Origin of the sequence: Nocardioides seonyuensis (assembly GCF_004683965.1) — a bacterium.
GTDB classification, from domain to species: Bacteria; Actinomycetota; Actinomycetes; order Propionibacteriales; family Nocardioidaceae; genus Nocardioides; species Nocardioides seonyuensis.
Window position 1 is genome coordinate 877,778 of record NZ_CP038436.1, and the last position, 18,513, is coordinate 896,290.

General features: G+C 69.3%; 15 protein-coding genes and 1 pseudogene. 7 read left to right on the forward strand and 9 right to left on the reverse strand.

What is annotated here, in order from left to right; translation table 11 throughout:
- Positions 1–5: 5 nt before the first annotated feature.
- Entirely contained in the window at positions 6–1,670 is a 1,665-nt protein-coding gene (locus tag EXE58_RS04325; RefSeq protein ID WP_135266738.1) for a DNA repair helicase XPB, read from the forward strand.
- Positions 1,671–1,676: 6 nt separating this feature from the next.
- On the opposite strand, the gene EXE58_RS20450 is transcribed toward EXE58_RS04325, so the two are convergent.
- Positions 1,677–2,639: an ATP-binding protein gene (locus EXE58_RS20450; RefSeq protein ID WP_135269418.1), complete on the reverse strand. Its 963-nt coding sequence runs from the start codon at positions 2,637–2,639 to the stop codon at positions 1,677–1,679.
- A gap of 138 nt (positions 2,640–2,777) precedes the next feature.
- Between EXE58_RS20450 and EXE58_RS20455 the strand changes: the two are divergent.
- The 3 genes and pseudogenes from EXE58_RS20455 to EXE58_RS04340 form a co-directional block, all read left to right on the forward strand.
- Positions 2,778–3,167: pseudogene (locus EXE58_RS20455) on the forward strand (tetratricopeptide repeat protein); the annotation flags it as partial.
- 71 nt (positions 3,168–3,238) lie between these two features.
- On the forward strand, positions 3,239–4,015 hold the full coding sequence (locus tag EXE58_RS19930) for a hypothetical protein (protein WP_244242418.1): 777 nt from the start codon (positions 3,239–3,241) through the stop codon (positions 4,013–4,015).
- 24 nt (positions 4,016–4,039) lie between these two features.
- Positions 4,040–4,927 carry an oxygenase MpaB family protein gene (locus EXE58_RS04340; protein WP_244242419.1) on the forward strand — a complete coding sequence of 296 codons (888 nt, stop codon included), beginning with the start codon at positions 4,040–4,042 and terminating at the stop codon, positions 4,925–4,927.
- A gap of 25 nt (positions 4,928–4,952) precedes the next feature.
- Here EXE58_RS04340 and EXE58_RS04345 read toward each other — a convergent pair whose 3' ends face one another.
- Positions 4,953–5,681 (reverse strand): GntR family transcriptional regulator, encoded by a 729-nt coding sequence (locus tag EXE58_RS04345; RefSeq protein WP_244242420.1) that lies wholly within the window; start codon positions 5,679–5,681, stop codon positions 4,953–4,955.
- A gap of 137 nt (positions 5,682–5,818) precedes the next feature.
- On the opposite strand from EXE58_RS04345, the gene EXE58_RS04350 reads away from it, so the two are divergent.
- Positions 5,819–6,436 (forward strand): alpha-ketoglutarate-dependent dioxygenase AlkB, encoded by a 618-nt coding sequence (locus tag EXE58_RS04350; RefSeq protein ID WP_135266739.1) that lies wholly within the window; start codon positions 5,819–5,821, stop codon positions 6,434–6,436.
- 17 nt (positions 6,437–6,453) lie between these two features.
- Here the strand turns inward: EXE58_RS04350 and EXE58_RS04355 are convergent, their stop codons facing one another.
- The 7 genes from EXE58_RS04355 to EXE58_RS04385 form a co-directional block, all read right to left on the reverse strand.
- Positions 6,454–6,957: a hypothetical protein gene (locus tag EXE58_RS04355; protein WP_135266740.1), complete on the reverse strand. Its 504-nt coding sequence runs from the start codon at positions 6,955–6,957 to the stop codon at positions 6,454–6,456.
- Positions 6,958–7,044: 87 nt separating this feature from the next.
- The gene (locus EXE58_RS04360; protein ID WP_208544125.1) at positions 7,045–8,280 is read right to left on the reverse strand and encodes an NAD(P)/FAD-dependent oxidoreductase; all 1,236 of its coding nucleotides are present in this window, start codon (positions 8,278–8,280) and stop codon (positions 7,045–7,047) included.
- A 37-nt stretch (positions 8,281–8,317) separates the two neighbouring features.
- The gene (locus EXE58_RS04365; protein ID WP_135266742.1) at positions 8,318–8,650 is read right to left on the reverse strand and encodes a cupin domain-containing protein; all 333 of its coding nucleotides are present in this window, start codon (positions 8,648–8,650) and stop codon (positions 8,318–8,320) included.
- Positions 8,650–9,375, reverse strand: coding sequence for a respiratory nitrate reductase subunit gamma (gene narI, locus EXE58_RS04370; RefSeq protein WP_135266743.1), 726 nt, complete (start codon positions 9,373–9,375; stop codon positions 8,650–8,652). The genes EXE58_RS04365 and narI overlap by 1 nt, the downstream gene beginning before the upstream one ends.
- Entirely contained in the window at positions 9,372–10,052 is a 681-nt protein-coding gene (gene narJ, locus EXE58_RS04375) for a nitrate reductase molybdenum cofactor assembly chaperone (RefSeq protein WP_135266744.1), read from the reverse strand. The genes narI and narJ overlap by 4 nt, the downstream gene beginning before the upstream one ends.
- Positions 10,052–11,713: a nitrate reductase subunit beta gene (gene narH, locus EXE58_RS04380; protein ID WP_135266745.1), complete on the reverse strand. Its 1,662-nt coding sequence runs from the start codon at positions 11,711–11,713 to the stop codon at positions 10,052–10,054. Before narH ends, narJ begins: the two co-directional genes overlap by 1 nt.
- Before the next feature lies 1 nt (position 11,714).
- A complete protein-coding gene (locus EXE58_RS04385; RefSeq protein ID WP_135266746.1) occupies positions 11,715–15,416 on the reverse strand; it encodes a nitrate reductase subunit alpha in 3,702 nt (1,233 codons plus the stop codon).
- Between the two features lie 228 nt (positions 15,417–15,644).
- Here EXE58_RS04385 and EXE58_RS04390 point away from each other — a divergent pair, with 228 nt between their 5' ends.
- Positions 15,645–17,060 carry an MFS transporter gene (locus tag EXE58_RS04390; RefSeq protein ID WP_135266747.1) on the forward strand — a complete coding sequence of 472 codons (1,416 nt, stop codon included), beginning with the start codon at positions 15,645–15,647 and terminating at the stop codon, positions 17,058–17,060.
- A complete protein-coding gene (locus tag EXE58_RS04395) occupies positions 17,057–18,454 on the forward strand; it encodes an MFS transporter (protein ID WP_135266748.1) in 1,398 nt (465 codons plus the stop codon). Before EXE58_RS04390 ends, EXE58_RS04395 begins: the two co-directional genes overlap by 4 nt.
- The last annotated feature ends 59 nt before the right edge of the window (positions 18,455–18,513 follow it).

An 18,513-nucleotide genomic window follows, 5' to 3' on the forward strand; every position in this document is an offset into this window, starting at 1 on the left:
TGGGAGTGACCGACGGCCCCCTCATCGTCCAGAGCGACAAGACCCTCCTGCTCGAGGTGGACCACCCGCGGGCGGCCGAGGCGCGCAAGGCGATCGCACCGTTCGCCGAGCTGGAGCGCTCCCCCGAGCACATCCACACCTATCGCCTCACACCCCTCGGGCTCTGGAACGCCCGTGCTGCCGGCCACGACGCCGAGCAGGTGGTCGACGCCCTGCTCACGCACAGCCGCTACGCCGTCCCCCATGCGCTGCTGGTCGACGTCGCCGAGACGATGGGCCGCTACGGACGACTCCGCCTCGAGAAGCACCCCGTCCACGGGCTCGTGCTCTCCTCGACCGACCGGCCGGTGCTGGAGGAGGTGCTGCGCGCCAAGAAGATCTCCGGGATGCTCGGCGCCAGGCTCGACGACGACTCGGTCGCGGTGCACCCGAGCGAGCGCGGCAACCTCAAGCAGGCGCTGCTCAAGCTGGGCTGGCCGGCCGAGGACTACGCGGGCTACGTGGACGGGGAGGCGCACCAGATCGACCTCGACCAGTCCAGCTGGACGCTGCGGCCCTACCAGAGCGAGGCCGCCCAGTCCTTCTGGGACGGCGGTTCCGGCGTGGTCGTGCTCCCGTGCGGGGCCGGCAAGACCCTGGTCGGTGCGGCCGCGATGGCGCACGCCGGCGCGACGACCCTGATCCTGGTGACCAACACGGTCAGCGCGCGACAGTGGAAGGACGAGCTGGTCCGGCGGACGACGCTCACGGCCGAGGAGATCGGCGAGTACTCCGGCGCGCTGAAGGAGGTCCGCCCCGTCACGATCGCCACCTACCAGGTGCTGACGACGAAGCGGAAGGGCGTCTACCCCCACCTCGAGCTGCTCGACGCCCGCGACTGGGGACTCATCGTCTACGACGAGGTCCACCTGCTCCCCGCCCCCATCTTCCGGATGACCGCCGACCTCCAGGCCCGGCGCCGGCTCGGCCTCACCGCAACGCTCGTGCGCGAGGACGGACGGGAGGGCGAGGTGTTCTCGCTGATCGGGCCCAAGCGCTACGACGCGCCCTGGAAGGACATCGAGGCACAGGGCTACATCGCCCCGGCGGACTGTGTCGAGGTCAGGGTGAGCCTGCCGGAGGGCGAGCGGATCGCCTACGCCACCGCCGACCCGGAGACCCGCTACCGCCTGGCCGCGTGCACGCACGCCAAGCTCGACGTCGTACGACGCCTGGTCGAGCAGCACGCCGGGCAGCCCACCCTGGTCATCGGGCAGTACATCGACCAGCTCGACGAGCTCAGCGAGGCCCTGGACGCGCCGGTGATCAAGGGCGAGACGACGGTCAAGGAGCGCCAGCGGCTCTTCGAGGCCTTCCGCTCCGGCGAGATCGACCTGCTGGTGGTGAGCAAGGTGGCCAACTTCTCCATCGACCTGCCTTCCGCGGAGGTGGCCATCCAGGTGAGCGGGTCCTTCGGGTCGCGCCAGGAGGAGGCCCAACGGCTGGGACGGCTGCTCCGCCCCAAGACCGAGGGGCGCACCGCGCACTTCTACACGATCGTCTCCCGCGACACCGTCGACGCCGACTTCGCGCAGAACCGTCAGCGCTTCCTCGCCGAGCAGGGGTACGCCTACCGGATCATCGACGCCGGGGACCTGGAGGCCGGGCCGGCTGAGACCGGTCAGGCGTGAAGCAGCTCAGCGGCGACGGCGCAGGCGCATGTAGGCCGCCAGCTCGTCGTAGGCTCCTGACTCGTTGCCGTAGAGCGCGTAGTTCTGCGCCACCTGCATCCACTCCCCGATGCTCGGTCGGATCGAGCGCACCGCGTCGACCAGCTGCTGCTGACCGATAGGACGCACCTCGCCGGCCTTCATCGAGACTTCCATGGCCGTCTCCGTGGCCTGCTCGCACGCGAGGGCCAGGTCAGCACCGGAGAAGCCGTCGGTGATCTTGGCCAGCTTTGCCAGGTCGAGGTGCTGCGTCGGCCGATCGCGAAGGTGGTAGGCGAGAATGGCTTCGCGTGCCGCCGCGTCGGGGGGCAGGACCAGCAAGGTCCGGTCGAAGCGTCCAGGTCGAAGCAGGGCGGAATCGATGTCCCACGGATGGTTGCTCGCCGCAAGGACGAAGAGGCCCTCGTTGTCGGAAGCGGCCCCGTCGAGCTCGGCCAGCATCTGGTTGACCACGCCTCGCATGGCGCCACTGTGGCGCAGCTGCGACCGCTTCTGGCCCAGGGCGTCGATCTCGTCGAAGAACAGCAGGCAGGGGCGGTTGCGGCGGGCTGAGAAGCCTGCCCCCAGCTCGCCCGCGATCGCCCGTGCGATGAACGTCTTGCCGCAACCGGGCGGCCCCCACAGCAGGAGACCGCCGCGCAGGGACTTGCCGAACTGCAGTCGGAGCTCGGGGTTGCGCATGGGGGTCAGGAAGGACGCCTGCAGGCGTTGCTTGACCTCGGCGAGTCCACCGACGTCCGCGAGGGTCACCTTCGGTCGACTCAGGTGCCCGATCTCGGGCTCCTGGGGCGCATCGGCCGCCGACCAACCGTCGATCAGCTCGTCAGCGGTCTCAGGAACCGGGCTCGCGAAGGCCGCGCCGGGCGAGTCGCGACTCTCGGGCGGCTGCTGGTCCTCCTGGGCCGCGTCGCCTTCGAGGGCTTCGGCCATGCGGCGGTAGGCGGCGCCCCGGGCGGCGTCACCAGATCCGGCCGCCGCACGCTCGGCGACGCGCAGGACCTGCGTGTGGTCGGGACGGACGGCCAGCACCGCGACCGCCTCGGTGAGGGCCTCCTCGTGGTTGTGGCCGTGAGCACCGGACCAGCACACCCCCACGACCCGCAGTCGGTCGCGCGGGGACTCAGCCTCCTCGAGCTCGGGCGGGCCGCCGAGGCCGAGAACCACTTCCGCGACGCCCTCGCGCAGGACCCCACCTCGGCGGATGTCCTGGCGCACCTGGCTCGTGCCCTGCATGCGCAGGACCGACATGAGGACTCCCTGGCTGCTGCACGGAACGCTCTGGCCCTGGACCCCGGACATCTCGGCGCCCTCCTCACGCTGAGCTCCGCCCTGGCCGGGCTCAGCCAGTGGGACGCGGCCCTCGACACGGTGGACCGAGCTCTCCAGCTCGCTCCCGACCTGCCCGGGCTGCACCGGCAGCGCGGGGCACTGCTCCTGATGCGCAAGCGGCCCCAGGAGGCACTCGCCTGCCTCGAGCACGCCCTCCGACTCGACCCGGAGGACTCACTAGCTGGTCGACGCTGGCGCGCGTGCTCCATGCTCTCAGGCGCCGCGACGACGCCGATGCCGCCCTGGCGCGTGCCCTCGCCCTCGACCCGACCAGCACGGACGCACACAGCGTGCGCAGCCAGTTCGCCCTGGCTCGAGGAGGCGGCCGTCACGCCGTCGCCTCGACCCGGGAGCTCATGCGGCTGGATCCCAACGACGAGGCGAGCCGCGAGCTCCATGCCCTGGCGCGGAAGTCGCGCAATCCGTTGTTCGGCCTGCTGCTCCGTTTCGGCGACCTGCTCGACGCCCTCCCGAGCGGCGCCCGATGGGCGTTCGTGCTCGCCCCCTTCCTGCTCAGTCGTCTGCTCCGCCCGTTCATGGACGCGTTGTGGGCACAGCTCCTGCTGGGGATCCTGCTCGCACTGGTGGTGCTGTCGTGGACCCTCGAGCCGGTGATGAATGCCCTCCTGATGACCTCGCGCCACGGGCGCGGTCTCCTGCCCGCGATCACGCGGTACGCCACCACCGCCTTCCTCGCCTACATGGCTGCGGCGGTGTGCATCGGCATTGCCGGGGTGACGACCGACGAAGGACTCCTGCTGTTCACTGCGTTCGGCCTCGGGCTCTGGGGGATCTCGGTCGGCCAGGTGCACCTGATCGACATGGTCCGTCGCCGGCTCGCCATCGGCCTCCACGCATGCGGCGCTGCGCTTGCCGCCGCCACCGTCGTGACGGCCCTCCTCGGCACGGCCGGCCCGATGGCGCTTGCGCTCGTGCTGACCGGCATGGCGATGACCTGGTTCACCGCCCTCGCGTGACACCCGGACGGATATGGTCTTCGTGTGAGCGCCATCGAGAGCGTGCGTGACCGGGTCGGCGAGGAGCTCTTCCGCCTCGTGGCCGGCCCGGACGGGCAGCGGCGGCGCGAGTTCGTGCACGGGTCGCCCGGGCCACGGTGGTTCGACCCCGACTCACCCATCGGGCGGGTTCACGGCGACGCCTCCATGTTCGTCGGCGGCATCCGCGCGATCATGCTGCAGTCCCTCCACCCCGCGGCGATGCAGGGGGTGGCCGAGCATTCCGGCTACCGCGGGGACATGTGGGGCCGACTGGCCCAGATCGCCAACTTCATCGCGATCACGACCTTCGGCACCGAGCGCCACGCCGAGCAGGCCATCGCCGCGGTGCGCCGCGCGCACGAGTCGGTGACGGGCACGATGCCCGACGGCACCCCCTACGAGGCCAACGACCCCCACCTCCTCGGGTGGGTGCATGCCGCCGAGGTCGAGAGCTTCCTGCTCGCGCACGAGGTGCACGGGCACCGACCCCTCACAGCCGCCGAGCAGGACGCCTACGTCGAGCAGACCGCACGGGTGGCCCGACGTCTGGGGGTCACCGAGCCGCCCACGAGCAGGGCGTCCCTGGATGCCACCCTTGCGACGTACCGCCCCGAGCTGGCGGGCACCGACCATGCGCGCGACGCGATCCGGTTCCTGATCCGCGAACCCGACCTACCGCTGGCCGCGCGGCCCCCCTACCTCTCGCTCGTCGGTGCCGCCGTCGCCCTGATGCCGGCCTGGACGCGCGCCGAGCTCGCGCTGGCCCCGCCGCGCCGGATCACCGACCGTACGGCGACAGCAGTGGGGGGCGGCGCCACCCGCCTCGTCCGGTGGGCGATGTCACCGGGTCACGCGCACGCCCGTCGGTTGCAGCAGGCAGCCGGCTCGTGAGCCGCGCGCCTCGGGACCGACATGCTCAGCGAGCGGTCTCGCCCAGCTGGACGTAGAGGTTGTAGCGGTCGTGGCGGAACGCCGTGCGCGAGACCTCGACGATGCGCGCGTCGGCCATGGCCCGGCGGGAGTGGCGAAGCACCGGGTCGCCCTCGTCGATCGCGAGGTGGGTGGCCTCCTCGGCGGTGGCCCGGTCGGCGGAGATGGAGTCCTCGGCCCAGGTGGGACGCAGGCCTCGCGCCTCGAGGGCGTCGTAGAGGCTCGTGGGCATGCCGCTCTGGAGGAAGCCGGGCAGCAGCACCTCGTTGAGGTAGGCGTCCTCGACGCAGATGACCTGCTGGTCGGCACGACGCAGGCGCTTCCAGTGGACCACGGGGTCGCCGGGAGAGATGTCGAGGGCGCGTGCCACGCCGGGACCGGCCTGCTCGATGCGACCCAGGAGGGTCGAGGACTCGGAGAGGAGTCCGCGGCGACGCATCTCCTCGGTGAAGGAGGTGATCCGGCTGGGGGCGCTCGCGGGCTGCGCGACGAAGGTGCCGCGGCCGGGAATCCGCTCGAGCCGGCCTTCTGCCACGAGGGCGTCCAGCGCCTGGCGGACCGTCATGCGGGCGACACCGAAGCGGGCGACCAGCTCGCGCTCGGAGGGTGCTGCCGAGCCCGGAGCGAGGAGCTCGATCTCGGCGCGCACGTGCTCGCGGACCTGCACGTGCTTCAACGCACGTTGTCGGGGTACCAGCAGCTCCGTCTCCTCCACGAGCAAAACATAGGCCTCATTCGAGAGTGGCGTCTCCGGATTGCTCGACGCTGTGTTAAAGAGTTCTCGCAGCGACCGTCAAGGAATGGTCAAGTTGCGTTCGAACGGGTGTGCGACTACTCCGCTACACTGTACCGATGGAGTTCCAGGCGACGCTCTTCGCCGAGGAAGGACCCTCGGCCACTGTCCTCACGCCGGCCCCTCAGCGGCGACTGTTGACCCGCGGCGCGTGGGTCGACGTGCAGCAGGACTGGCTGCCCTCGCCCGACGACGTCTTCGCGACCCTGGTCACCGACGTCCCGTGGCGCGCTGAGCGCCGCGAGATGTACGACCGCGTGGTCGACGTGCCACGGCTCGTGCACACCTACCAGGTCGGCGCCCCGCTTCCCCACCCCGTGCTCACGCAGGCGCGCGAGGCCCTCAGCCGCCACTACGCCCCCGAGCTGGGCGAGCCGTTCGTGACCGCCGGGTGCTGCTACTACCGCGACGGCTCGGACTCCGTCGCCTGGCACGGGGACACGATCGGACGTGGCCGCACCCAGGACACGATGGTCGCGATCGTCAGCGTCGGAGACCCACGCCGACTGATGCTGCGCCCCCGCGGGGGTGGGTCCTCCATCTCGATCACCATGGGCCACGGCGACCTCGTGGTCATGGGCGGATCCTGCCAGCGCACGTGGGAGCACGCGGTGCCCAAGGTCGCCCACGCGGGGCCGCGCCTCTCGGTCCAGTTCCGCCCGCGCCACGTGTTCTGAGCCGGGGCGGTGCAGGATCAGCCCACGAAGGCCGCGGCGTAGAGCGCCTCGAGCCGGGGGTTCGACTCGGCGGTGAAGCCGCACAGCGAGACCCTGCCGTCCAGCGAGCTCACCAGGTAGGTCCGCCCCTCCTGGAAGTCCACCGCGACCAGGAGGTCCTGCAGCTGCTCGCTGGGGGTCGAGACCGAGACGGTCTCCGGACCGGCGTCCTCGGAGTACCACTCCTGCACCGAGAGGGTGGCCACGCCGTCGGCGACCTCGGTCACCGTTCCCTCGAACGCGGTGTCCTGGGTCGACAGCGCCTCGACGTTGGGCACCATGCACTTGGGCTGGCCGGGCGGCGGCTCGACGGTCAGCTCCAGGGTTTCAGACGAGGTCGTCATGATCTCGGACGGGCTGCTGGACGCCGGAGCACCGTCGCCCTCGACCTCCGGGTCCGAGGAGCACCCCGCAAGACCCAGGACCAGGGCCCACGGCAGCACTCCGACGACGAGCGGGTGGAGAGTTCTCCGGGTCATCATGTCGAGCCTCCTGCCATCACCTGGCACACCGTGCCACACCCGTGGGACGTGAGCGGGAGCGAATCGGTTCCCGAACCGGGAGGTCGGTCAGCGCAGGGGGTCGAACGGGCGCAGCTGGACGGGGAGGCGGCCGGTCACCATGCGCTCGGCCAGCAGCTGCCCGGTCGCCGGGCCGAGCGTGACGCCCCACATCCCGTGGCCGCCGGCGACGTAGACCCGCGGCGACTTCGTCGGACCGATGACGGGCAGACCGTCGGGCGTGCAGGGTCGGGCGCCCACCCACTCGTCGCGCCGGGAACCCAGCTCAGCGCCGAGGAGGAGGGGTCGCGCCTCGTTGACGATGGCCTCGATCCGCCGGGTGTCCAGCCCAGCGTCCGCGGGGCGGAACTCCATCATGCCGGCGATGCGCAGCCGGTCCCCGGCAGGAGTGCAGGCGACCCGCTGGGCCGGGAAGTAGACCGGGCCCCGCGGGACCGGGTCGATCGGCACGGTGAAGCTGTAGCCGCGCCCGGCCTGGACCGGAAGCTTCACACCGAACGGACCGGCCAGGTCGTTGAGCCACGCGCCCGAGGCGATGACCGCCGCGTCGTAGTCCTCCCCGGCGACCGAGACGACGTGACCACGGTCCTTGACCGAGGAGACACGCACCCCACTGATGATCCGTGCCCCGCGTTGACGCACCGCCTCGGCGAGGGAGTCGACGTAGAGGCTGGGGGTGATGAAGCGCTGGTCGTGGAGGCGGATCGCAGCACCGATCGCCGGTGAGAGGGAGGGCTCGACACTGCGCGCCTCGTCGCCGGTCAGCACGTCGAACTCCAGCGGCTGACCGCTGGCACGGATGTGCTCGATCTCCTCGAGCAGCACCTCTCGCTCCTCGGTCGTGCGGTAGGCGGCGATGAACGAGTCGGCCGCCACCGTCGGCTCCGAGACGCCGCCGTCCTTGAGCGTGTCGAAGGCGCTCAGTGCCAGCGAGTTGATGGGGACCAGCGCCGCCATGGCCTCGCGCCAGCGCGGCATCGTGGAGTTGCGTGCGAAGCGGACGAGGAAGGACAGGAGCCGTCGGTTGGTCGTGATCGGGACGTAGACCGGGGAGCTGGGCGAGACGACCGCACGGATGCCGTACTTGAGGACGGCGGGCTCGGGAAGCGGCGTCGCCAGGCCGGGGGTGAGCCACCCGGCGTTGCCCCAGGACGAGCCTGCGGCGATGCCGGTGCGGTCGAGAACCGTGACCTTGACGCCGTGCTCCTGCAGGAACCACGCCGTGGCGAGGCCGACCATCCCGGCACCGATGACTGCGACGTTCTGCGGTGTCTCATGCGTCATGGCCGCAGCATGCCCCATCGGTGTGACGGGTGCCACATCAGGCCCGGGTTGCCACCGTCAGCATCACGACCGCGTCGGTCTCCGCGTGCAGGTCGTGGCGCAGGGGCGGGATGACCACGTAGTCGCCCGCGCCACCCTCCCAGACCTCCTCGCCTGCGGTGAGGCGCACGCTCCCGGACAGCACCAGCAGGCTGGCCTCGCCCGGCGACTCGTGCTCGCCCAGCGCCCGTCCCGCGACCAACGCGATCAGGGTCTGCCGCAGGTCGTGCTCGTGGCCACCGTGCACAGTGACCGCAGCCCGGCCGCTGCTTGCCGCCCTGGCCGCCGCGAGCTTCTCCTCGCCGAGTCGCGTGAGGGACTCGCCCTGCATCACTGCACCCGCTCCCAGCCGCGCTTGGGACGCTGGCTGCCCATCCGGTCGTCGCGGCTGCGATAGACGATGTAGGGGCGGGTGAGGTAGCCGACGGGTGCGCTGAAGACGTGCACCAGTCGCGTGAAGGGCCACAGGGCGAAGAGTCCGAACGCGACCAGCGCGTGGAGCTGGAACCCCAGCGGAGCCTCCGACATCAACGCCGGCTCGGGGTTGAAGGCGAGGAACCCCCGGTACCAGACCGACACGCCCTCGCGGTAGTTGTACTCACCGCCGATGGTGAAGATGGAGCCGGCGATGGTGTTCCACATCCCCAGCACGATGGCCAGGCCGAGGAAGACGTACATCACCTTGTCCATCACCGTCGTGGCGGAGAACACCGGCCCGACAGTGCGGCGACGGTAGATCAGGATCGCCATGCCCACCAACGCCATGAACCCGGCGATCAGCCCGCCGATGACCGCGGCGTAGTGATACATGTGCTCATCGATGCCGACCGCGTCCGTCCACGACTGCGGGATCAGCAGGCCCACGACATGGCCTCCGACCACTCCGAGCATCCCGAAGTGGAACAGCGGGGAGCCCAGGCGCAGCATCCGGTCCTCGTAGAGCTGGGAGGAGCGCGTCGTCCAGCCGAACTTGTCGTAGCGGTAGCGCCACACGTGTCCGACCACGAAGGTCGCCAGGCAAAGGTAGGGCACGATGACCCAGAGGAAGGTGCTCATCTCGGTGCTCCTACGGGGATGGTGGCGGGTGCGATCAACGGGTCGGTCCCGTAGCCCTCGAGACCGACCTCCTCGGCCGGAGGGCCCTCCTCGACCAGCCGGCGTACGGCATCGGCCTCGTCGCCCTGCAGGGTGGGCAGGGTGGCGCACAGCGCGTCGAGGGCGTTGCCCCACGGCGAGCCGGTCGTGCCGTCGTCGTTGCGCCAGCCGGAGAGCGCGAGCCGGAGCATCTCCACACCGGCACGATGGTCGTTCAACAGCTTCCACGCACCGTCGGCGTCGACGGTCGCTCCGAACTGCAGCACGGCGCAGAGGTGGTCGGGCAGCTCGCCCGACTCCTCGTCCCACTCGACGCCGCCCTTGCGGTAGGCCTGCTTGAACTGGACCAGTGCGACTCCCCTGCGCCTGGTGTCGCCGTAGGAGAAGTAGGTGAGGTAGAGGGCGCACTTGCGGGTGTGGTCGAAGGTCTGGACGTACTCCTCCTGACGCTCCCGCAGCTCTCCCCGGCGCAGGTGCGCGACCAGCGCGACGAGCGGCTCGTTGTCGGGCACCAGCCCCTCGATCGCATCGAGCGAGTCGAGCAGCTCCTGGGTGGGGTAGTCGAGCAGGGCCGCACACGCCGCCCACACGGCCTGGACGTCGGGCGGACGGACGTGCCTGCGAGAGAACCGGAACATCAGTCCTCACCCTCCGACTTCGGGGGGAAAAGCCCCTGGGGGCTGCCCTTGCCATCCCAGTTGAGCAGGTTGACCCGAGCCGACTTGTTGTCGGGAGAGGCCAGCGTGTCCGACATCTGTCGACTCTTGAGCATCTGGAAGTTCTCCACCGCGACCGGGGTGGGATAGCCAGACCCTTCACCCAACAGCTCCTGGTCGTAGAAGGAACCGGCCGCGTCGAAGTCGACGGCACAGTCGGTGGCCAGCTCCTCCAGCGAGTGGGCCTGCTCGGCGTGGGCCGTGGGGATGACGTAGCGGTCCTCGTACTTGGCGATCGCCAGCAGGCGGAACATCTCGTACATCTCCTCACCGCTCATGCCGACCGCCTCCGGGATGGAGTCGTCGGGGTCCCGGCCGAGGTTGATGTCGCGCATGTAGGAGCGCATCGCCGCGAGCTTCTTGAGCACGTCGCTCACCGGCTCGGGGTCACCGGCGGTGAAGAGGTTGGCGAGGTACTCGACCGGGATCCGGAGGGTGTCGATCGCTGCGAAGAGGTTGCCCTTGTCCTCGGCGTCGTGACCGGTGTCCTTGATGACGTCCACCACGGGCGACAGCGGCGGGATGTACCAGACCATGGGCATGGTGCGGTACTCCGGGTGGAGCGGGAGCGCGACCTTGTAGTCCTGGATGAGGCGCCGCACGGGCGACTTCTTGGCGGCCTCGATCCAGTCACCGGGGATGCCGGCCTTCTCGGCCTCCCGCGCGACCGCCGGGTCGTTGGGGTCCAGGAAGACCTTGCACTGGGCCTCATAGAGGTCGTGGTCGTCCTCCACGCTGGCCGCGTCGAGCACCGCGTCCGCGTCATAGAGCATGAGGCCGATGTAGCGCAGGCGGCCGACACAGGTCTCGGCGCAGACGGTCGGGATGCCCACCTCGATGCGCGGGTAGCAGAACGTGCACTTCTCGGCCTTGCCGGTCTTGTGGTTGAAGTAGACCTTCTTGTAGGGGCAGCCGGAGACACACATCCGCCAACCGCGGCACTTGTCCTGGTCGACGAGGACGATGCCGTCCTCGGCGCGCTTGTAGATCGCACCCGAGGGGCACGATGCCGCGCAGGAGGGATTGAGGCAGTGCTCGCAGATGCGCGGCAGGTAGAACATGAAGGTGTCCTCGAACTCGAGGCGGACCTTGTCCTCGATGCCCTTCAGCATCACGTCGCGGGCGGCGTGCTCCTTGGACCCGCCGAGGTCGTCGTCCCAGTTGGCCGACCACTGCACCTGCATGTTCTTGCCCGTGAGCAGGCTCTTGGGTCGCGCCACCGGGAAGTTGTCGGTGGCCGGGGAGTTGAGGAGCGTCTCGTAGTCGTAGGTCCAGGGCTCGTAGTAGTCCTGGATCGAGGGCAGCTTGGGGTTGGAGAAGATGGTGAACAGCTTCTTCACGCGCCCGCCGGCCCGTAGCTCCAGGCGCCCGTTCTTCTTGCGGACCCAACCGCCCTGCCACTCCTCCTGGTCCTCGTAGGTCCGGGGATAGCCGAGGCCCGGACGCGTCTCGACGTTGTTGAACCAGACGTACTCCATGCCGGTGCGGTTGGTCCATGCCTGCTTGCAGGTCACCGAGCACGTGTGACACCCGATGCACTTGTCGAGGTTCATGACCATCGCCATCTGAGCCATGACGCGCATGTCAGTACTCCACCTTCGCCGTCCGCTTGCGGATCATCGTCACTTCGTCACGGTTGTTGCCGATCGGCCCTATGTAGTTGAAGAAGTAGGCCAGCTGCGCGTAGCCGCCGACCATGTGGTTGGGCTTCATCAGGATCCTGGTGAGCGAGTTGTGGATCCCGCCGCGCTTGCGGTCGCGCTCGGTGAGTGGCACGTCGATGAGGCGGTCCTGGGCGTGGTGCATGAACACCGTGCCCTCGGGCATCCGGTGGCTGACGATGGCCCGCGCGGCCACGACACCGTTGCGGTTGACCATCTCGATCCAGTCGTTGTCCTTGATGCCGATCTTGGAGGCGTCCCGGTCGGACACCCACACCGACTGTCCACCGCGGGAGAGCGAGAGCATGAACAGGTTGTCCTGGTACTCGGAGTGGATGGACCACTTGTTGTGCGGCGTGAGGTAGCGGACGGAGACACCGAGTTCGTTCTCCTCCCCGATCGGGGCCTCCCCGAACAGCGTCGACATGTTCAGCGGCGGTCGGTAGACGGGCAACGCCTCCCCCATGCCGATGAACCAGTCGTGGTCGACGTAGAACTGCTGGCGCCCGGTCAGGGTGTGGAACGGCTTGCTGCGCTCGATGTTGATCGTGAAGGGCGAGTAGCGGCGGCCGCCGGACTCGGACCCGGACCACTCGGGTGAGGTGATGACCGGCACCGGCGAGACCTGGGTGTCCGCGAAGGTGATCTGCTTGCCCTCGTGCTCGGCCGCGAGGTCGTGCAGCTGCGTGCCGGTGCGCTTCTCCAGGAACTTGAACCCCTGGGTCGCGAGGTGTCCGTTGGACACCCCGGCGAGGTGCAGGATCGCATCAGCCATCTGCACGTCGGTCTCGACGCGAGGCTGGCCGTCGCCGGCTCCGCCATGGGTGACGCCGTTGCGCTCGCGCAGGATGTCGATCTCGCGCTTGACCTCGTAGGCGACGCCCTTGGTCAGCATGCCGACCTTCTCCATCAGGGGCCCGATGGAGGTCATCTTGTCGTAGACCGCGGCGTAGTCGCGCTCGGCGACGGCGATCACGGGCATCGTCTTGCCGGGGATCGGCTCGCACCCGTCGGGGTGGTCGGCACCGAGGCGCCAGTCCTTGACGACCCCGTGCTCGGACGCCATCGCCTCCGGGGTGTCGTGCCACAGCGGCTTGGCGACGACGTCCTTGCGGGTCCCGAGGTGGTCGGCGGCCAGCTCGCTGAACCGCTTGGCGATGACCTTCCACGCCTCCCAGTCCGACTTCGTCTGCCACGGGGGCGCGATCGCCGGGTTGAAGGAGTGGATGAAGGGGTGCATGTCGGTGGTGGACAGGTCGTGCTTCTCGTACCAGGTCGCCGCCGGCAGCACGACGTCGCTGAGGATCGTCGAGCTCGTCATCCGGAAGTCGATCGTCATGAGCAGGTCGAGCTTGCCCTCGGGGGCCTGCTCCGGCCAGACCACGCCGGCAGGCCGTTGCTCCGGTGGGGCCTCGACGGCGGTCGCCGCACTGTCGGTCCCGAGGAGGTGACGCAGGAAGTACTCGTTGCCCTTGGCCGAGGAGCCCAGCAGGTTGGACCGCCACAACGACAGGACCCGGGGGTGGTTCTCCTCCGCCTCGGGATCCTCGACGGCGAACTTGAGCCGCCCCTCCTTCAGCTCCTGGGCGACGTAGGCCGGGGCGTCCATCCCGGCGGCCTCGGCATCGTCGGCGAGGGTGAGGGAGCTGCGGTCGAAGGTCGGGTAGCTCGGGCTCCAGCCCAGGCGCACCGACTGGGACAGCAGGTCCATGACGGACTTGCCCGCGAAGATCCCGGTGCCGGAGTCGAGGTCGTCGGCGCTGAAGGTGTCGTAGCGGTACTGGGAGGTGTTGACGTACCAGTAGGCGGTCTGGTTCATGTGCCGCGGCGGGCGGTGCCAGTCGAGCGCGAACGCCATGTGCTGGAAGCCCATGATCGGGCGCACCTTCTCCTGGCCGACGTAGTGCGCCCAGCCGCCACCGTTGCGGCCCTGCGTTCCCGTGATCGTCGTGAGGAGCAGGATCGCGCGGTAGATCTGGTCGGAGTGGAACCAGTGGTTGACGCCGGCCCCGAGCAGGATCATGCCGCGGCCCTCGGTGTCGATGGCGTTCTGCGCCCACTCCCTGGCCAGGCGGGTCACCTGTGCGGCGGGCACGCCGGTGTGCTGCTCCTGCCACGAGGGCGTCGCCGGCACCGAGGTGTCGTCGTACGACGTCGGCCACGCACCGGGGAGCCCCTCGCGGGCCACGCCGTACTGGGCGAGGACCAGGTCGAGGACCGTGGTGACGAGGCGGTCACCGACCTTGGCCACGGGGACGCCGCGGCGCTCGTGAGCGACCTTGCCGTCCGTGGCGTCGAAGCGGGGCAGCTCGACCTCGACGGACTCGCGGACGCCGTCGTACATCGTCAGGGCGGGGTCGATGTCGCCCAGCTCGAGGTTCCACTGGCCCAGGCCCTCGTCGCCGTAGCGGTGGCCGATCGCGCCCTTGGGGATGCGGACCTCGCCGGTGGAGGCGTCGATCACGGCGGGCTTCCACATGGCGTTCTCGGAGCCGCCCTCGGGGTGGTCGATGTCGCCGGCCACGAGGTACTTGCCGGGACGCCAGACGGGAGTGCCGCTGCCGTCGTCCACCTGGTCCAGGGTGACGAGGTAGGGCAGGTCGGTGAAGCGCTTGTTGTAGTCCTCGAAGAACGGCACCTGCCGGTCGACGAAATACTCCTTCAGGATGACGTGGCCCATCCCCATCGCGAGGGCTCCGTCGGTGCCCGGGGCGGTCGTGAGCCACTCGTCGGCGAACTTGACGTTCTCGGCGTAGTCGGGCGCGACCGCGAGGACCTTCTGCCCGCGGTAGCGCGCCTCGGTCATCCAGTGGGCGTCGGGGGTGCGGGTCGTCGGGACGTTGGAGCCCCACATGATGAGGTAGCCGGCGTCCCACCAGTCGCCGGACTCGGGGACGTCGGTCTGGTCGCCGAACATCTGCGGCGACGCGTTGGGCAGGTCGGCGTACCAGTCGTAGAAGGAGAGCATCGGCGCGCCGATGAGCTCGAGGAAGCGGGCTCCGGAGGTGTAGGAGACCGGCGACATCGCGGGAATCGGCGAGAAGCCGGCGATCCGGTCAGGACCCCAGCGCTTGACGGTGTAGACGTGGGCGGCCGCGATGATCTCGGCGACCTCGTCCCAGGAGGCACGCACCAGACCGCCCTTGCCGCGCGCCTGCTTGTAGGCACGGGACTGCTCCTCGTCCTGGACGATGGAGCCCCAGGCGACGACCGGGTCGCCGTAATGGGCCTTGGCGGCGCGGAACTGCTCGAGCAGCACGCCGCGGACGTAGGGGTAGCGCACCCGGGTCGGGCTGTAGGTGTACCAGCTGAAGGCAGCACCGCGAGGACAGCCGCGGGGCTCGTACTCCGGCTTGTCGGCACCCGTCGAGGGGTAGTCGGTCTGCTGTGCCTCCCAGGTGATGATCCCGTCCTTGACGTAGACCTTCCACGAGCACGAGCCGGTGCAGTTCACTCCGTGGGTCGACCGCACCACCTTGTCGTGGCTCCACCGGTCGCGGTAGAACGCGTCTCCCTCGCGGCCGCCCTCCTTGTGGAGGGTTCGCAGGTCATTGCTCACCTCCGCCTTCGTGAAGAACCTGCGAGAGCCGATCAGGGCCGACGACAGCGGGGTTTCAAGACTCATCCGGGCCTCCGGAACGCGGTAGGGGGAACTGCAGTGCTGGCGCGCCGCTTCCCTGTCGACCATAGAGCAGCAAAGTCAGCCGCAGCCACCAACCCCTAGCCTGCTGCAGGAGAACGGCCCTTATGTAGGGACCTAAGTCCCGCAGATGCCACGAGCTGTTTCGCACGACCCTAGATTCCGCCAAGGTTCATGGAGGACGCCCCAGTCCCGAGCACCGAGGAGCACCGGATGACACCCCCGCCCGACGCCACCGCGAACGCCGCACCTGCGCGCACCGGGAGCACCAGCGTGCTGTGGCTCTCGACGACTGCCTTCACGCTGATGTTCGCCGTGTGGCTCATGTTCGGGATCCTGGGCAAGCCCATCCAGAAGGAGTTCGGCCTCACCGAGGTCCAGCTGTCGTGGGTCGTGGCGGCCGCTGCCCTCAACGGCTCGCTGTGGCGACTGCCCACCGGCATGATCACCGACCGCATCGGCGGGCGGAAGGTGCTGACGTTCCTCCTGGTCGCCACGGCCGTCCCCGCCTACCTGGTCTCCCGCGTCGACTCCTACGCGATGCTGATCGTGCTGGCCTTCCTCGTCGGCTTCGCCGGCAACTCCTTCTCGGCCGGCATCGCATGGAACTCCGCCTGGCAGCCGCGCGAGCGCCAGGGCTTCGCGCTGGGGCTCTTCGGCGCCGGCAACGTGGGCGCCTCGGTCACCAAGTTCATCGGCCCCCCCATCATCACCGGGACCGCCGGCGCCACCTACTTCGGGATCGTGGACGGCGGCTGGCGCCTGGTGCCCGTCGTCTACTCGGTGCTGTTGCTTGTCATGGCCGCTGCCATCTGGTTCGGGACGCCCAGCCAGGACATGGCCCCGGGCACCGGACAGCCCCTGCGCGAGCAGGTCAAGCCGCTGCGCAGCATCCGCGTGTGGCGCTTCAGCCTCTACTACGTGGCGGTCTTCGGCGCCTACGTCGCCCTGGCCGCGTGGCTGCCCACCTACTACATCGACAACTTCGACGTCACGCTGCAGACGGCAGCGCTCCTGACGGCGACCTACATCTTCCCCGCCTCGCTCCTGCGTCCCTACGGCGGCCACCTCTCCGACCGCTACGGCGCGCGCCGGGTGATGTACTGGACGTTCGGCGCAATGCTCCTCACCACCGGCCTCCTGATGATGCCCAACGGTCACATCGTCATCGCCCACGCCGACGGTCGCGAGACCGAGCACCTGGCGTACTCGCTCGGGCTGGTCCCGTTCGCGATCCTGGTCTTCCTGCTCGGATGTGCGATGGGGGTCGGCAAGGCCGCGGTGTTCAAGCACATCCCGGAGTACTTCCCGAAGAACGTCGGCGCGGTCGGCGGCCTCGTGGGCATGCTCGGAGGACTCGGTGGCTTCTTCCTGCCGCCGCTCTTCGCCTACACCAAGGCATGGTCGGGATTCCCCACGAGCACCTTCTTCGTGCTCTTCGTGCTGACCTTGATCTGCGCGGTGTGGATGCACCTCACGGTGGTCCGCATGCTCCACGACGAGTCGCCCCAGCTGGCCCACCGCATGGAGAGCCCGGCCGGTGACCACCCTCTCGACGAGTCCGCTACCCGCGACCGAACGGTCGGCGCCGAGCCGACTGACAACCTGCCCGAGGAGGCACGCGCATGACCGACGCCACGACCGCACGCAAGAGTGGGGAATGGCTGGAGGACTGGGATCCGGAGAACGAGGAGACCTGGGACTCCAAGCGGGCCTGGAAGACCCTGTGGGTCACGACCTTCGCCCTCTTCCTCGCCTTCATCGCCTGGTTCCTGCCCAGTGCCCTGATCCCCAAGCTCAACCCGCTGGGCTACTCCTTCTCCACGACCCAGCTCTACTGGATGGCGGCGATGCCGGGCCTCTCGGCCGGCCTGTTCCGGCTGATCTGGATGGTCCTCCCGCCCATCCTCGGGACCCGCAAGATGGTCGCGCTCACCAGCCTGCTGCTGGTGTTCTCCACCCTCGGGTGGGGTGTGCGCGTCCAGGAGCCGACCGCCCCCTACTGGGAGCTGATGGTGCTCGCGTTCCTCGCCGGCATCGGCGGCGGCGCGTTCTCCGGCTTCATGCCCAGCACGTCGTACTTCTTCCCCAAGTCCAAGCAGGGCACCGCTCTCGGGCTGCAGGCCGGCATCGGCAACTTCGGCGTCTCCGCCGTCCAGCTGCTCACGCCCTACCTGATCGGCTTCTCCTGGCTGGCCTTCTTCGGGGGCTCCCAGTCCATCTCCATGCCCGGAAAGCCCGCCCAGGAGGTGTGGTACCAGAACGCGGCCTTCATCTGGCTCCCCCTCATGGTCATCTCCGCGGTTATGGCCTGGACCATGCTGAAGTCGGTGCCCATCAAGGCCAACGTCCGCCAGCAGTTCGACATCTTCGGCAACACCGACACCTGGTTGATGACCCTGCTCTACATCATGACGTTCGGCACCTTCTCCGGGCTCGCGGCCCAGTTCGGCCTGCTGATGGCCGACCTCTACGGCATCAGCAACCCCGACATCGTCAAGGGCACCGGCGCTGCCGCCACCGTGCTGGTCGAGGGCTACGAGGTCCCTGACGTCGTCAAGTTCGTCTTCCTGGGGCCGCTCGTCGGAGCAGGCGCCCGGGTGCTGTTCTCGCCGTTGACCGACCGCATGGGTGGCGCCATCTGGACACTGGTCTCCGGCGTGGGCCTGATCTTCTCCATCGCCTTCACGCTCCCCGCGCTCACCCCGGACCCCACGTCTGCCGACACCCTCAACGCAGGGTTCGACCAGTTCCTGTGGGGCATGCTCGCGATCTTCCTGTTCGCGGGGATCGGCAACGCCTCCACCTTCAAGCAGATGCCGATGATCTTCGAGAAGCGGCAGGCCGGCGGTGTCATCGGATGGACCGCGGCGATCGCGGCCTTCGGACCGTTCTTCTTCGGGATCGGCGTCACCACGCTCGGGCCGACGACCTTCTACGCCATCGGCATCGCCTGGGCCGTGATGTGCGTGGTCATCACGTGGGTGCGCTACGCACGCAAGGGTGCTCCGCGACCCAGCTGAACGACCCAGCTGAACGACCCAGCAGGCCTTGCCGAAAGGAGGCTCGGGACACCGTCCCG

Bases quoted from the DNA above. Each gene is read 5' to 3' on its own strand.
- EXE58_RS04365 (WP_135266742.1), bottom strand. From the start codon at position 8,650: ATGCAGGGCGAGTCCCTCACGCGACTCGGCGAGGAGAAGCTCGCGGCG.
- narJ (WP_135266744.1), bottom strand. From the start codon at position 10,052: ATGTTCCGGTTCTCTCGCAGGCACGTCCGTCCGCCCGACGTCCAGGCC.
- EXE58_RS04350 (WP_135266739.1), top strand. From the start codon at position 5,819: ATGGAGTTCCAGGCGACGCTCTTCGCCGAGGAAGGACCCTCGGCCACT.
- EXE58_RS04395 (WP_135266748.1), top strand. From the start codon at position 17,057: ATGACCGACGCCACGACCGCACGCAAGAGTGGGGAATGGCTGGAGGAC.
- EXE58_RS04355 (WP_135266740.1), bottom strand. From the start codon at position 6,957: ATGATGACCCGGAGAACTCTCCACCCGCTCGTCGTCGGAGTGCTGCCG.
- EXE58_RS04360 (WP_208544125.1), bottom strand. From the start codon at position 8,280: ATGACGCATGAGACACCGCAGAACGTCGCAGTCATCGGTGCCGGGATG.
- EXE58_RS04385 (WP_135266746.1), bottom strand. From the start codon at position 15,416: ATGAGTCTTGAAACCCCGCTGTCGTCGGCCCTGATCGGCTCTCGCAGG.
- EXE58_RS04390 (WP_135266747.1), top strand. From the start codon at position 15,645: ATGACACCCCCGCCCGACGCCACCGCGAACGCCGCACCTGCGCGCACC.
- narH (WP_135266745.1), bottom strand. From the start codon at position 11,713: ATGCGCGTCATGGCTCAGATGGCGATGGTCATGAACCTCGACAAGTGC.
- narI (WP_135266743.1), bottom strand. From the start codon at position 9,375: ATGAGCACCTTCCTCTGGGTCATCGTGCCCTACCTTTGCCTGGCGACC.
- EXE58_RS20450 (WP_135269418.1), bottom strand. From the start codon at position 2,639: ATGGCCGAAGCCCTCGAAGGCGACGCGGCCCAGGAGGACCAGCAGCCG.